Origin of the sequence: Thalassobaculum sp., assembly GCF_965223715.1 — a bacterium.
Lineage (GTDB): Bacteria > Pseudomonadota > Alphaproteobacteria > Thalassobaculales > Thalassobaculaceae > Thalassobaculum.
In genome coordinates this window covers 5,000,033-5,013,995 of sequence record NZ_OZ245012.1, presented here as the reverse complement: position 1 = coordinate 5,013,995, position 13,963 = coordinate 5,000,033, and the positions used below count along the sequence as shown (strand labels likewise).

The following is a 13,963-nucleotide window of genomic DNA, read 5'->3' as shown; positions in this document are numbered from 1 at the left end:
ATCTTCTGGGTCAGGACGTAAACGCGTGAGCCACCGCGAAACGGTGGTCAGGGGAGCAATAAGAAGCCTAGGTCCGGGAGGTGGACGTCTGCCAACACACCAAGGTGATCCACATGCATCCCTATACCACGCAGGAAAACGAGTGGCTGTCCGGCCGTTACGGCGAGGCAGACCCGTCTAAGCCCCTTACCAAGCCGATTGCCGTCATCGACGACGCCGTCATCCGCATGCATATGCGGCGCGGCGAGCGCATGCGCGCCGAGGAAGTCCGGCGCCTGACCGTCGCCCTGTTCCGTCTGCCGGTGACCGCCCTGCGGGCGCTGGGCGCCTACCTGAACCCGGCGGCCGCCAAGCCGCACCACTGAACGGCACCGCCTCCATCGCAGCCGCCCCGGCCAGCCCGGGGCGGTATGCGGATCGCGGCATGACGTCATGCGCAGTCGGAGACTGTTCGCCCGCAGACCGGTTTGATAGACCGGCGCCATGACCCAGACCCCCGCCCCCGGGGCCGCCTCCCGCTCGCCGAAGGATGAGCCGGTCGTCGCCCGCACAATTGCCGATCTCCGCTCCCTCGTCGCCGGCTGGCGCCGCGAAGACCTGACCGTCGGCCTCGTCCCCACCATGGGTGCCCTGCATGCCGGGCATCTGAGCCTAGTGGCTGCCTCCCAGGACGCCTGCGACCGCACCATCGTGTCGATCTTCGTCAACCCGAAGCAGTTCGCGGCGGGCGAGGATCTGGACACCTATCCCCGCACCTGGGACGCCGATCTGGCGGCCCTGCGCGCGGTCGGCGCCGATGCGGTCTTTGCCCCGATCCCGTCCGAGATGTATCCGGCCGGCCACGCCACCACCGTCTCCGTCGCCAACCTCACCGACTGCCTCGACGGCGTCGCCCGGCCCGGCTTCTTCGACGGCGTGGCCACGGTGGTCTCCAAGCTGTTCCTGCAGTCCGGCGCCGACAAGGCGTTCTTCGGCGAGAAGGATTTCCAGCAGTTCCTGGTGGTCCGCCGCATGGCCGCCGATCTCGACATTCCCATCGCCGTCATCGGCTGCCCGACCGTGCGCGAGGCCGACGGGCTGGCCCTGTCGTCGCGCAACACCTATCTCTCCGAAGCAGAGCGCGCCACAGCGCCCCGCCTGCACGAGGAGATGACCAAGGCGGCCCATCGCATCCGCTCAGGCGACGGGGACATCTCCGCCGCCTGCGCCGATGCGATCGCCGCCCTGTCGGCCGACGGTTTCGGGCCGATCGACTATATCGAGCTGCGCGACGCCGAGACCCTGGCCGCCCTCACCGGCACCGCTCCGGTCACCCGCCCGGCCCGCCTCTTCGCCGCAGCCCGGCTCGGCGAGACCCGGCTGATCGACAATATCGGGGTGTGAGTCGGCCCCTTCCGCCGTCACCGCCCGCCCTCTATAACCGCGCGTAAGACGTTTCAGTTCAAAGACACGCGGGAGGACGGGCGCCATGGCCGAGAAGTTGAAGATCGCGGTGATTCCGGGCGACGGCATCGGCTGGGAAGTCGTGCCGGAGGGCATCAAGGTGCTGGAGGCGGTCGGCGCCAAGCACGGCCTGGACTACGAGTTCACCGAGTTCGACTGGAGCTGCGAGCGCTTCCACAAGACCGGCAAGTTCATGCCGGATGACGGGCTGGAGCAGCTCAAGACCCACGACTCGATCTTCCTCGGCGCGGTCGGTTTCCCCGGCGTGCCGGACCACATCTCCCTGTGGTCGCTGCTGATCCCGATCCGCCGCTCGATGAACCAGTACATCAACCTGCGACCGGTGCGGATGATGAAGGGCATGAAGTGCCCGCTCGCCGGCCGCGGCCCGGAGGACATCGATTTCTGGGTGGTGCGCGAGAACAACGAGGGCGAATACTCCGAGATCGGCGGCCGCCTGTTCCAGGGCAGCGAGAACGAGATGGCCATGCAGGAGACGGTCATGACCCGCAAGGGCTGCGACCGGGTCATGCGCTACGCCTTCGACCTGTGCCGGCGGGTCGGCAAGAAGAAGGTCACCTCCGCCACCAAGTCCAACGGCATCATCCACACCATGCCGTTCTGGGACGAGCGGTTCGAGGCGATCGCCAAGGAATACCCGGACCTGGACACCGACAAGTTCCACATCGACATCCTGACCGCGCAGTTCGTGCTGCATCCGGACTGGTTCGACGTGGTGGTCGGCTCCAACCTGTTCGGCGACATCCTGTCCGATCTCGGCCCGGCGGTGGCCGGTTCCATCGGCATCGCGCCCTCGGCCAACATCAACCCGGAGGGCGACTACCCCTCCATGTTCGAGCCGGTGCACGGCTCCGCCCCGGACATCGCCGGCAAGGGCATCGCCAACCCGATCGGCCAGATCTGGTCCGGGGCCATGATGCTGGAGCATCTGGGCCACCAGGCGGCGGCGGACGACATCGTCAAGGCGATCGAGACCGTGCTGTCGGAAGGCGGGCCGAAGACCCCGGATCTCGGCGGCCAGGCGGCCACCACCGACCTGGGCGACGCCATCGCGGCAGCCTTGAAGTGACTGCCTATGTGACCCGCGACGGGGCTCACAGCTATCCCGTCGACACGCCGATCTGGCGGTGCCCCGAGACCGGGGCGCCGGTCAACCTCACCGATGGTGACGGTCTCGCCCGCGACGAGATCGACACGGCCGAACGCTCGCTGTGGCGCTACGCCAAGGCGATCCGGGTCGACAAGGCGTCCCGGGTGCCGCTCGGCGAAGGCTGCACCCCGCTGATCCCGGTGGCGCTGGAGGGCGGCAATGTCCGCCTGAAGCTGGAATCCCTGATGCCCAGCGGGTCGTTCAAGGACCGCGGCATGGCGGTGCTGGTCGCCTACCTCAAGGCCCACGGCATCACCGAGGTCATGCTGGACAGTTCCGGCAACGCCGCCGGGTCGCTCGCCTGCTATGCCGGTGCGTCGGGGATCAAATGCACCGTGCTGGTGCCGGCGAAGACCTCGCCCGCCAAGGTGGCGCAGATGCGGGCCTATGGCGCCGTGGTCGATCTGGTGGAAGGCAGCCGCCAGGATGTCGCCGCCAAGGCGCTGAGAATGGCCGAAGAGGGCGTATTCTACGCCTCCCACAACTGGCAGCCCTTCTTCATCGAGGGCACCAAGACGCTCGCCTATGAGATCTGGGAACAGTCCGGCTTCACCGTCCCCGACAACATCGTCATCCCGGTCGGCTACGGCTCCAACCTGCTGGGCTGCCGGATCGGCTTCGACGAGCTGAAGCGGCGCGGTGAGATCGACCGGGTACCACGCCTGTTCGCCGCCCAGCCGGCCAATGTCGGGGCCCTGGTCCGGGCCTTCGAGGCGAAGGCCGACACGCCGGTGGAGTTCACCCCGAAGGCGACGATCGCCGAAGGCGTGGCCGCCGCCAGGCTTGTGCGCACGGCCGAATGCGTCGCCGCCCTGCGGGAGTCCGGCGGCGGGGCCGTCGCCGTGGCGGAGGAGAAGATCCTGCCGGCGGTGCGCATGCTGGCGGCCAAGGGCGCGCTGGTGGAGCCGTCCTGCGCGCTGGCCGCCACCGGCTACGAGCAGCTCCTCGCCGACGGCACGATCTCTGCCGAGGACGACACGGTGGTGGTGATGACCGGCAACGGGCTGAAGAGCCTCGACGCCCTGATGGAGTAGGCCGCGTGCGCGACAAGAAGTATTTCGAGGACTTCCAGGTCGGCGACGTGCTGACCGGCCAGCGGGTGACGGTGACCGAGAGCCAGATCGTCGACTTCGCCTTCACATGGGACCCGCAGCCGTTCCACGTGTCCAAGCCGGACGCGGAAGCGACCATGTTCGGCGGGCTGATCGCCAGCGGCTTCCACACCCTGGCGCTGACCTTCCGTCTGATCTGGCAGGCCGGCCCGCATCAGGAGACCAATGTCGGCGGCACCGGCATGGACAACCTGCGCTGGCCCCGCCCCGTGCGGCCGGGCGACACCCTGTCGGCGACGGCGGAGGTGATGGAGCTGATCCCCTCCTCCTCGCGCCCCTTCGGCCGGGTGAAACTGGCCTATACGACGAAGAACCAGAACGACGAGGTGGTGATGACCTGCGAGATGCATCACCTGGTGTCCAAGCGGCCCGTGGAATAACAAACCCCACCCCGTCATCCCGGCGACCCCGGACTAGATCCGGGGCCGGGCCTGACCCGGAGATCGGCCGGGACCCAGAGGTCTTGCTGCTCGGTCCCGGCCCAAGCCCGGGTCAAGCCCGGTCTTGTCCGGGATGACGGCGGGTGGGTGTTAGACCGCGCCCTACCCCCGCACCCCGCTTATGATCACGTGGCCGGCCTTCATCCAGTGCAGGTCCACGCCGTCGAACCCGGCCGCGCGCAGCCAGTCCAGCAGCTCCGCCACGCCGGACGGCTTGTCCAGCGGGTCTGGGCCCGGCAGGCGGTAGTAGTTCCAGTCCTCGGCCACGAACCGCTCGTAGCCCTCCAGCGTACCGTCGGTGTCGAGCGCCCGGCGCCGGGTCTCCGCGTCCCAGGCGTCGCCGGCGACCTTCCGGCCGCTTAGGGTCACCGGCTCCACCAGATCGGCCATGACGAACACCCCGCCCGGCCTCAGCGCGGCATGGATGTCGGCGAAGAGCTGCCGCTTGCCGGCCCCGTCGAGGTGATGGATCGCCAGCGACGACACCACCGCGTGCAACGGCTCCGGCGGGATGCGCCAGCCGGTCTCGGCGATGTCGATGATCGCGGTCTCGAGCCGATCCGCCCGGTCGCCGGCCGCCGCGCGCGTCGTCTCCAGCATGCTGGGCGAGCCGTCCAGGGCCAGGACCCGAAGGCCTTGAAAGCGCTCGAGCATCGCCACCGTCAGCCCGCCCGCACCGCAGCAGATATCCATCGCCAACGGAGCGCCGTCCGGCTCCGGAATCAGAGACAGGATGGTTTCGGTCTGCAGTTCCCGCTCCGGCACCGCGTAGTGGGCGAGGTCGCGGAAAGCGGCGCTGGTGTCTTCGGTCCATAGAGGGTCGGCCAAGGCGGTCTCCGTTGCTGGGTCCCGACCCACCCGCGGGTCACGGCCGGGGCGTCTCGGATCACGGGAAACCGCAAGCGTCACCGCGATCCCGCCATCCCGCAAGGACCGCTCTGTTCCCTGCGCCTGGCGCCAAACTGCCGTGTCTATGGAAATTCCGAGCCAGTTACCCCGGCGACGCCGCTGATCGGAACGCCGATCAGGGTGACCGTGCCGCCGTCGGAGAGCGTCAGCAGGGTGTGGCCGCCACTCGCCGTTGCCGTGAAGGTAAGGCCGGCGGCGAACTGGAGCCGGTCGATCCCGATCTCGAAATCGGCGATCGTGTCGTTGCCGCCATTGAAGTCGAAGACGAAGACGTCCGACCCCTCGCCGCCGGTCAGGACGTCGGCGCCCATGTTGCCCGCAAGCGTGTCATCTCCCGACTGACCGTGGAGAGTGTCGTCACCCTGTCCCCCGAACAGCCCGTCGCTGCCGAGGTTGCCGTACAGATCGTCTTGGCCGGAATTGCCGTAGACCAGATCGTCGCCCTGGCCGCCATAAAGCGTATCTTCGCTCGCACCGCCGGAGAGGTTGTCGGCGCCGAGATTGCCATAGGCGACGTCGTTCCCGGTGCCGGCCGAGACCGTGTCCCCGTCCTGGCCGCCGAACAGGACGTCGAGACCGTCGCTGCCGTAGAGAAAATCCGAGCCTTGGTTGCCGTAGACGATGTCGTCGCCGTCGCTCGACCGTATCGTGTCGTTCCCGGCGCCGCCGGCCGCCGTGTTGTTTCCGCCCGCCAGAGTGATGGACTGCGCCCCGTTGTCGCCAACGAGATAGGTGTGCGAGCTCAGGCCGTGCACGGTGGCATTGCCGACGATGGCCGCGAAGTCGATGTTGTTGAGCTGCAACGTCGTGCCGGACGGAAGCCCCGCGGTGTCGAACACGAACGCATCGCCCCCGCCGGCATACTCGCCGGAAAACCGGACACTCGTGCCCCCGTCTCCGGCATTGACGAAGCTGAAGGAGCGGGTGTCGATTGCACCGCCCGCGTAGGACCCTAGGAACGTATTCGCGTGGCCCGTCAGAAATTCCTGCGATCCCGGAGCCTTGTCCTGGATCAGGCTGGTCAGGCTGGATGTGGCACCGGTGCCGCTCAAGGCCGTGGCGCTGCCCGACATCTGGATCGACATCCCATTCGCCAGTGTCGCCGTGATCGTGTTGCCGCTGCCGGTGTTCTCCAGCAATGTTCCGGTGGCCGTGCCCCCGGTGTTGTTCGTCAGCGTCCGGCTGACCTCCGCTCCCGCCAGGTCGCCGGACGACTGAGCGGACACGCTCAGGACGGCCGAGTTGGAGCCCGAGCCGCCGCCCCCGCCCACCGGGGCATTCGGATCGGTGGTCGTGAGGGTGAGGACCGAATGGCCGCCGACCACCGATCCCTTGATATAGAGCCCTGTTCCGGCATTCGTGAGGGTGATCGTGCTGGCGCCGATCGTCAGGCTTCCACCCACTGTGTCGCCGTGCAGGCTGGTCGCATAACTGGTATCGCCGGTGATCTCGATGACGTCGCCGGCCGACAATCCGTTGATCGTGTCTCCGTTTACGTCTGCGACGCTTCCCGAATAGGTATCGTTGCCGGCACCGCCGACGAGACTGTCGGTGCCGGCGCCACCAACCAGCAGGTCGTTGCCGTCGCCGCCGGAGAGGTTGTCCGAGGCCGCGCCGCCGGACAGGGAATCGTTTCCGGTTCCGCCTGTGATGAAGTCGAGGCTGCCCCCGCCGGAGATCCGATCGTCGCCATCGTTGCCTTGAATGGTGTCCGATGCGCCCGACCCAGTGACACTGTCATTCCCCGCGCCGCCGAATACCTCGGCGCTTCCCCCCAGGATGAACGTGTCATCGCCGTCGCCACCGTAGAGGGAGTCTCCTCCGTCGCCGGTTGAGATAACGTCGTTTCCGCTGCCGCCGGAGATCTGGTCGTTGCCGCCCTGGACGTACATGCTGTCATTGCCGGCGCCGCCATAGACCGTTTCGTTACCGTTCCCGGTGCCGATGAGGTCGTCACCGTCCATCCCGTAAATGATGTCGTTGCCGCCCAGGCCACTGACGGTGTCGTTGCCGGCGCCGCCGGAGAGCGTGTCATTGCCGTTACCGGCGGAGATCTCGTCATCTCCGGTACCGCCGGAAATGACGTCGTTTCCGCCGTCACCTCTGATCGTGTCGTTCCCCCCGGCGCCGTCGAGCGTGTCGTCGCTCCCCGTGCCGACGATGAGGTTGTCCCCGGCGTCTCCCGCGCTGACGACCAGGCGCGCCGGGTAGGCATCGAGCGCGGCCGGCGCGATCATCGCCGCCGCGGCGGGCAGGCCGTGCCAGCCGGCATCGGCGCCGAGATCGGTCTCAGACGCCTGCACCGGCACGCCGAGCGCCTCTTCGAGGGCCGCGACGAAGGCGCGACCGGTTCGTCCCTGTCCGGTCGAACAGGCCAGGAGGACAACCTCGCCCGCCGGCGACAGACTTCCGCCGATATCCGCCAGAACGCCGGCCGCGGCGTGCAGGCTCCGCCGGTCAAACTCCCGGTCGGAAAGTGTCAGGTGCCCGGGGCGGCCATGGGTGAGGATCGCGATCCGATGAAGGGGCGCGGCCTCGGATGCACGTCGGGCGATCTCCGCCAGCGGGTCATCAGCCGGCGACAGGTGATGCACCTGCGTCCGCGGGTCGAGACCGGCGGTCAGGATGTCCGAGAATGCAACCGAAGCATCGACGAAAACGAGCGTTTCGAGCGAGGTCATGAGCAGCGCCGCCCTCCGTTCTAGGGGCTTAAGGCAATTGCTGCACATGAACCGCGGAAATTGGATCGGCGCTGCACGGCTTCACAGCCGCGAGTCGTCCGTCGAGTTGCCTGAAGGCCTTCGTAAACGGAAGCGGCGTCTGTCGTCCGGCGTAGCTTCACATCTGTCCGAAATCCGTCAGACAGACCTATGACCGCATCTCAGCGCACCAATTCCTATGTGTCGGTGCGTCAAGATACCTTGAGAACGGCCTGGTTGTCTTGCCCCAATGTCTCAAATTTATTGTGTGTATGTCTCACGAGACGGTTTGAGGCCGGCTCTCAGATCCGACCGTCGTAGCTCTTGCGGTCGATGCGGCAGGCGCAGACGGTGAAGGTGTCCGCGGTCAGTCCCTCGCTCACCGCCCGCTCCAGGCTCTCCCGGTCCTCGCAGACCACGCCGCGGCCGCCGAGTGCCGTGGCGATGGCGGCGAAGTCGGTCTCGGGGAAGTCCACCCCCGCATTGGCGAAGGTCATCGCCCGTTGCTTCAACTCGATCAACGCCAGCGACGCATCGACGAACACCACGACCACCACCGGCACCTTGGCGTCCCGCAGGGTGACCAACTCGCCCAGGATCATCTCCAGCCCGGCATCGCCGGTGAAGGCGACCACGCCGCGCTCCGGGGCGGCCATCTTCGCGCCGATGGCGAGCGGCAGGGCGCAGCCCATGGTGCACAGCCCGGTCGACTGCAGCACCGCATGGGGCACGAAACTCTCCCAGACCTGGCTCGCCAGGATCCGGTGTGCGCCGCTGTCCACGGTGATCACCCCGTCGCGCGGCAGGGCCTTGCGCACCGTCGTCACGATGGCGGCCGGCCCCCAGGCCTCGTTCTGTCCATAGGCGCCGGCCAGCGCCTGGCGTGCGGCCGCCGGCTCTCCGCCGGGCCAGCGGGTCGCCTTGGCCTCAACACCCTCGCCGATCACCGACAGGGTCTTGCCCACATGGCCGACGAAGGCCAGCGAGGCCTGGTGCATGTAGGCGGTGTTGGGTGCCGCGGTGATATCGATGACCCGCTGCGTGGACGGATCCCAGACGTCGCGCCAGCCGACCCGCATCTCGATGGGGTCGTAGCCGGCCAGCAGGACCAGGTCGGAGTCCTGCAGCAACGGCAGGATCTGCTTGTCCGCCACCGGCGAGAGCCCCGCCCCGCCCAGCGACAGGGGGCTGTCGTCCGGCACCACGCCCTTGGCCTTGTAGGTGGCGACCGTCGGGATGGCGAAGCGCTCGGCGAAGGCGCGGACCTCCGCCGCACAATCCTGGGTGACGACGTCGAGGCCGATGACCATCATCGGCTTCTCGGCCTCGGCCAGCCACGCCCGGGCGGTATCGAGATCGGGTCCCGCTGCGGGCACGGCGGCCATGTCCGGCACCCGGCGGGCCAGGCGGGCCGGCACCGGCACCTCGGCGGCGGCAACGGAGATCGGCAGGTCGAGATGCACCGGGCCCGGACGCTGGTCCAGCGCGATGGCCACCGCCTTGTCGGCCAGGGCATCGACCGCACCGGCGCTGACCCGGAAGCTCGCCTTGACGATCGGGCGGAAGACCTGCTGGTGGTCGAAGACCTGGTGGTTGTAGGTGACCGCCTCGTCCTCGTCGACGCAGCCGGTGATGACGATCAGCGGCACCCGGTCCTGCTCGGCATTGGCGGCGACGTTGACCGCGTTGGCGGCCCCCGGCCCGACGGTGCAGACCAGGATGCCCGGCGCGCCGGTCATGTGATAGACGCCCTCGGCCATGAAGCCGGCGGCGTTCTCGTGCTTGGCGAGGCGGAACTCGATCCCCGCCTTCTCCAGCGCGTCGACGATGGTCAGCACCTCGCCGCCCGGAATGCCGAAGGCGAGTCGGCATCCGGCCTCGTAGAGACGCCGCGCGAGCAGGTCGGCGGCACGCACCGTCTCGGTCATGAAGTCCTCGCTCAGGTTGGACGTTTACTCGGCGGCCTGGGAACGCGGAAGCTTACCGGCGGCCTCCAGGGCGGCATAGCCGTCGCGGGTCTGCGGCAGCTTGCGCTCCAGCAGGCGCGAGGCGACCACCGTGCGCAGGATCTGCGCGGTGCCGCCGCCGATGGTGAACATCCGGGCGTCGCGCTGGATGCGCTCCATCGGGAAGTTGCGGGAATAGCCGCGGGCGCCGAACACCTGCAGGGCGTCGGTGGTGACCTTGATGGCCATCTCCGAGGCGAAGATCTTCGACTGGGCCGCCGCCAGACTGTCCGGGAACGGGCTGCCGTTGAGCCCCTCGGTTCCGGCGGCGCGCCAGATCAGCGCGCGGGCTGCCTCCACCTGCACGCTCATGTCGGCGAGCATCCACTGCAGGCCCTGGAACTCGGCGATCGGCCGGCCGAACTGCTCGCGCTCCTTGGAGAAGGCGAGCGCGCGGCGATAGGCACCCTCGGCAAGGCCGAGCGCCACGGTGCCCGCCCCCACACGCTGGGCGTTATAGGCGTTCATCAGGTCGGCAAAGCCGCGCTTCAGCCCGCTCGGCGGCATGACCAGCCGGTCGGCGGAGAGTTCCAGGTCCTGGAACAGCACTTCGGTCTCGGGAATGCCGCGCAGGCCCATGGTCGGCTCGCGGGTGCCGATGACGAGGCCCTGGTCCTGGTCGCGAAAGGCGATGAAGCCGCCGATGCCCAGCTCCTCGCCGCTCTCGTCGAACACGCGGGCGAAGATCAGGTGCAGCTTCGACACGCCGCCGCCGGTGATCCAGTGCTTCTTGCCATTGAGAACGTAGGTGTCGCCGCGCTTGTCGGCGCGGGTGGTCATCTGGGTGGCGGCGGAGCCGGCATCCGGCTCGGTGATGCAGATCGCCAGCTTGTCGCCGGACAGAACATGCTCGGCGGCGATCCTGCGCTGCCACTCGCTGCCGTACTGCAGCAGGGCGGAGATCGCGCCCATATTGCCTTCCACGACGATGCGGCCGGTGACGCCGCACTGGGCCGCCATCTCCTCGATGACCAGTACCACGTCGAGGAAGCTGTGGCCCTTGCCACCCAGCTCCTTCGGCACGGTCATGCCCATGAAGCCGGCCTCGGTCAGCGCCTTCACGTTGTCCCAGGGATACTGCTCGCTCCGGTCGACCTCGGCGGCGCGCGGCGCGATCACGGACTCGGCCAGATCGCGGGCCTTGGCGCGCAACTCTTCCTGCGCGGCGGTCAGGGCAAAGCTCATCGTTTTCTCCCTCACGAAAGCGTGAGCCATCCTCGCGCCCCGCCCGACTTCAGACAAGCGAATAATCTTGATCATCTTCTTCAGATATTCTTATTTCATGTCATGAACATCCGGCATCTCGAGACCCTGCTCGCCATCGCCGACAGCGGCAGTTTCGCCGCCGCCGCCGAGCGCGTGGGCGTGACCCAGTCGGCGGTCTCCATGCAGATGAAGACCCTGGAGGAGGAGCTGGGGGCGGCCCTGTTCGACCGAGCGCGGCGACCGCCGGTTCTGAACGACACGGCCGACGGGCTGCTGTCCCGGGTGCGCGAGCTGGTGCGGCTGTCGGAGGATATCCGGGCGGTGGCCGCGGGGACGGCGGCCCGGGGCCGGCTGCGGCTGGGGATCATTCCGACGGCGGCGACCGGCTTAGTGCCGGCGGCCCTGGCCCGGCTGGCGGTGCGGGCACCCGACCTGCGCATCCGCGTGGAGTCGGGCCTGTCCGCCGACCTGCTGCGCCGGGTTGCTCAGGGCGCGCTGGACGCCGCCGTGGTGACCGAGACGCCGCGGCTGGAACGCGGGCTGGTGCTGAACCCGATCCATGAGGAGCCGCTGGTCGTGGCCGCCCCGATCGACGCACCGGGGCGGAGCGACCGCGACCTGCTGCGCACCCTGCCCTTCGTCCGCTTCAACCGGCGCACCGGTGTCGGTCGGGTGATCGACACGGCGTTGCGCCAGCGTCGGATCGTCGTGTCGGAGGCGATGGAGCTGGACTCGATCGAGGCGATCCTGGCGATGGTGTCGCGCGGCCTCGGCGTCGCGGTGGCGCCGGCCGGGTCTGTCACCGAGGAATTGCGCGAGACGGTGCGCACGGTGCCCTTCGGAAGCCCGGCCGTGATGCGCCGGGTGGCACTGGTCGAGCGCGAGCGCGGCGACGTGACGGCGGCGACGGCGCTGCTGCTGGAGGAGCTGCGGGCGGGAACGTAGCGCGCAACCGTCGTTCTGACGCAAGTCAGGATCTGCGGTGCACCGGCGCCGGCGGCTTGGTCCTGACGTGCGTCAGGACGACGGGAGAGGGTTGAGACAGCGGCTCCTCCCACCCCGTCATCCCGATGCAAATCGGGATCTGCGGTGCACAAGCGCCGGCGGCTTGGTCCTGACTTGCGTCAGGACGACGGTAGGGGGCTGAGACGGCGCCGCCCCCATCCCGTCATCCCGATGCAAATCGGGATCTACGGTGCACCGGCGCCGGCAGCATGATCCTGATTGGCATCAGGACTCGGCGCTAAAGCCCCGTCAGAACAGCCCCTCGATCTGACCCGCCGCGTTCAGGGTGATCTTGTTCGCCGCCGGCACGCGGGGCAGGCCCGGCATGGTCATGATCTCGCCGCAGACCGCGACCACGAACTCCGCCCCGTTCGATAGCCGCACCTCGCGCACCGGCAGGGTGTGGCCGGTCGGCGCGCCCTTGGCGTTCGGGTCGGTGGAGAAGCTGTACTGGGTCTTGGCGATGCAGACCGGATAGCCGGCCCCGCCGTTCTTCTCGATATCGGCGATGGCCGTGGACGCCTTGCCCTCGAACACCACGTCGTCGGCCCGGTAGATCTCCTTGGCGATGGTGCGGATCTTGTCCTTCAGGCCGAGCTCGTCGGCGTATAGCGGCTTGAACGCCGCGGTGCCGCCTTCCACTAGGCCGACCACGTGATGGGCCAGGGCCTCGGTGCCGGCGGAGCCGTCGGCCCAGTGGGTGCACTCGATCGCCTCCACGCCCAGGCTCTCCAGCTCCTTGCGCACCGCCTCGATCTCGGCGTCTGTATCGGTGATGAAGCGGTTCAGGGCGACCGCCACCGGCACGCCGAACTTCTGGGTGTTCTCCACGTGGCGGGCGATGTTGGACACCCCCTTGCGCACCGCCTCGATGTTCTCGTGGCCGAGATCCTCCTTGGCGACGCCGCCATGCATCTTCAGCGCCCGCACGGTGCCGACAACGACGGCCGCCGCCGGCGACAGGCCGGCCTTGCGGCATTTGATGTCGAAGAACTTCTCCGCCCCCAGATCGGCGCCGAACCCGGCCTCGGTCACCACATAGTCGGCGAGCTTCAGCGCGGTCTGGGTCGCCATCACCGAGTTGCAGCCATGGGCGATGTTGGCGAACGGCCCGCCATGGATGAAGGCCGGGTTGTTCTCAAGCGTCTGCACCAAGTTCGGCGACAGGGCGTCCTTCAGCAGGACGGTCATCGCCCCGTCCGCCTCGAGCTGGCGGGCGAAGACCTGCTCGCGCTCGCGGGTCTGGCCGACCACGATCTGGCCGAGCCGGCGCTTCAGGTCGTCCAGCGAGGTCGACAGGCACAGGATCGCCATGATCTCGGAGGCGACGACGATGTCGAACCCGTCCTCGCGCGGGAAGCCGTTGGCCACCCCGCCCAGCGAGTTGACGATCGAACGCAGCGCCCGGTCGTTCATGTCCACCGCCCGGCGCCAGCCGATGCGCCGCGGGTCGAGCCCGACCGCGTTGCCCCAATAGACGTGGTTGTCGATCAGTGCGGCCAGCAGGTTGTTGGCCGCGGCGATGGCGTGGAAGTCGCCGGTGAAGTGGAGGTTGATGTCCTCCATCGGCACGACCTGGGCATAGCCGCCGCCGGCCGCCCCGCCCTTCACCCCGAAGCACGGGCCGAGCGACGGCTCGCGCAGGCACATGGCGGCCTTCTTGCCGATCCGGTTCAGCGCGTCGCCGAGGCCGACCGTGGTGGTGGTCTTGCCCTCGCCGGCGGCGGTCGGATTGATGCCGGTGACCAGGATCAGCTTGCCGTCGGGGTTGGAGGCCAGGCTCTCGATATAGCCGAGATCGATCTTCGCCTTGGTATGGCCGTAAGGCATGAGGTGCTCGGGCGCGATGCCGAGCTTGGCGCCGATCTCCATGATCGGCTGCATCTTGGCCTCGCGGGCGATCTCGATATCGGACTTCACCATGGCCGGCCCCTCCCTTTGGGCATTCCCCATCGGCGGTGTCGATGGGTCG

General features: G+C 68.4%; 11 protein-coding genes. 6 read left to right on the top strand and 5 right to left on the bottom strand.

Annotated features, from left to right (window positions below; genetic code table 11):
• Window positions 1-80 precede the first annotated feature (80 nt).
• The 5 genes from ACOQOP_RS23295 to ACOQOP_RS23275 all read left to right on the top strand — a co-directional run bounded on the left by ACOQOP_RS23295 (window position 81) and on the right by ACOQOP_RS23275 (window position 4,106).
• Window positions 81-365 (top strand): hypothetical protein, encoded by a 285-nt coding sequence (locus ACOQOP_RS23295; protein ID WP_420564216.1) that lies wholly within the window; start codon window positions 81-83, stop codon window positions 363-365.
• 118 nt (window positions 366-483) lie between these two features.
• Complete coding sequence (panC, locus tag ACOQOP_RS23290; protein ID WP_420564215.1) at window positions 484-1,383, top strand: pantoate--beta-alanine ligase; 900 nt, start codon at window positions 484-486, stop codon at window positions 1,381-1,383.
• 85 nt (window positions 1,384-1,468) lie between these two features.
• A complete protein-coding gene (locus ACOQOP_RS23285) occupies window positions 1,469-2,533 on the top strand; it encodes a tartrate dehydrogenase (protein ID WP_420564214.1) in 1,065 nt (354 codons plus the stop codon).
• Window positions 2,530-3,648, top strand: a complete 1,119-nt coding sequence (locus tag ACOQOP_RS23280; RefSeq protein WP_420564213.1) for a threonine synthase — start codon at window positions 2,530-2,532, stop codon at window positions 3,646-3,648. The genes ACOQOP_RS23285 and ACOQOP_RS23280 overlap by 4 nt, the downstream gene beginning before the upstream one ends.
• Before the next feature lie 5 nt (window positions 3,649-3,653).
• Window positions 3,654-4,106 carry a MaoC family dehydratase gene (locus ACOQOP_RS23275; RefSeq protein WP_420564212.1) on the top strand — a complete coding sequence of 151 codons (453 nt, stop codon included), beginning with the start codon at window positions 3,654-3,656 and terminating at the stop codon, window positions 4,104-4,106.
• 162 nt (window positions 4,107-4,268) lie between these two features.
• On the opposite strand, the gene ACOQOP_RS23270 is transcribed toward ACOQOP_RS23275, so the two are convergent.
• The 4 genes from ACOQOP_RS23270 to acdA form a co-directional block, all read right to left on the bottom strand.
• The gene (locus ACOQOP_RS23270; RefSeq protein ID WP_420564211.1) at window positions 4,269-4,994 is read right to left on the bottom strand and encodes a class I SAM-dependent methyltransferase; all 726 of its coding nucleotides are present in this window, start codon (window positions 4,992-4,994) and stop codon (window positions 4,269-4,271) included.
• A 143-nt stretch (window positions 4,995-5,137) separates the two neighbouring features.
• Window positions 5,138-7,756: a DUF4347 domain-containing protein gene (locus ACOQOP_RS23265; protein ID WP_420564210.1), complete on the bottom strand. Its 2,619-nt coding sequence runs from the start codon at window positions 7,754-7,756 to the stop codon at window positions 5,138-5,140.
• A gap of 320 nt (window positions 7,757-8,076) precedes the next feature.
• The gene (locus ACOQOP_RS23260) at window positions 8,077-9,702 is read right to left on the bottom strand and encodes a thiamine pyrophosphate-binding protein (RefSeq protein ID WP_420564209.1); all 1,626 of its coding nucleotides are present in this window, start codon (window positions 9,700-9,702) and stop codon (window positions 8,077-8,079) included.
• A 24-nt stretch (window positions 9,703-9,726) separates the two neighbouring features.
• Window positions 9,727-10,965 (bottom strand): 3-sulfinopropanoyl-CoA desulfinase, encoded by a 1,239-nt coding sequence (gene acdA, locus ACOQOP_RS23255; RefSeq protein WP_420564208.1) that lies wholly within the window; start codon window positions 10,963-10,965, stop codon window positions 9,727-9,729.
• Window positions 10,966-11,067: 102 nt separating this feature from the next.
• Between acdA and ACOQOP_RS23250 the strand changes: the two genes are divergently transcribed.
• Window positions 11,068-11,931, top strand: coding sequence for a LysR family transcriptional regulator (locus tag ACOQOP_RS23250; RefSeq protein ID WP_420564207.1), 864 nt, complete (start codon window positions 11,068-11,070; stop codon window positions 11,929-11,931).
• Window positions 11,932-12,240: 309 nt separating this feature from the next.
• On the opposite strand, the gene ACOQOP_RS23245 is transcribed toward ACOQOP_RS23250, so the two are convergent.
• Window positions 12,241-13,914: a formate--tetrahydrofolate ligase gene (locus ACOQOP_RS23245; protein WP_420564206.1), complete on the bottom strand. Its 1,674-nt coding sequence runs from the start codon at window positions 13,912-13,914 to the stop codon at window positions 12,241-12,243.
• Window positions 13,915-13,963: the final 49 nt, after the last annotated feature.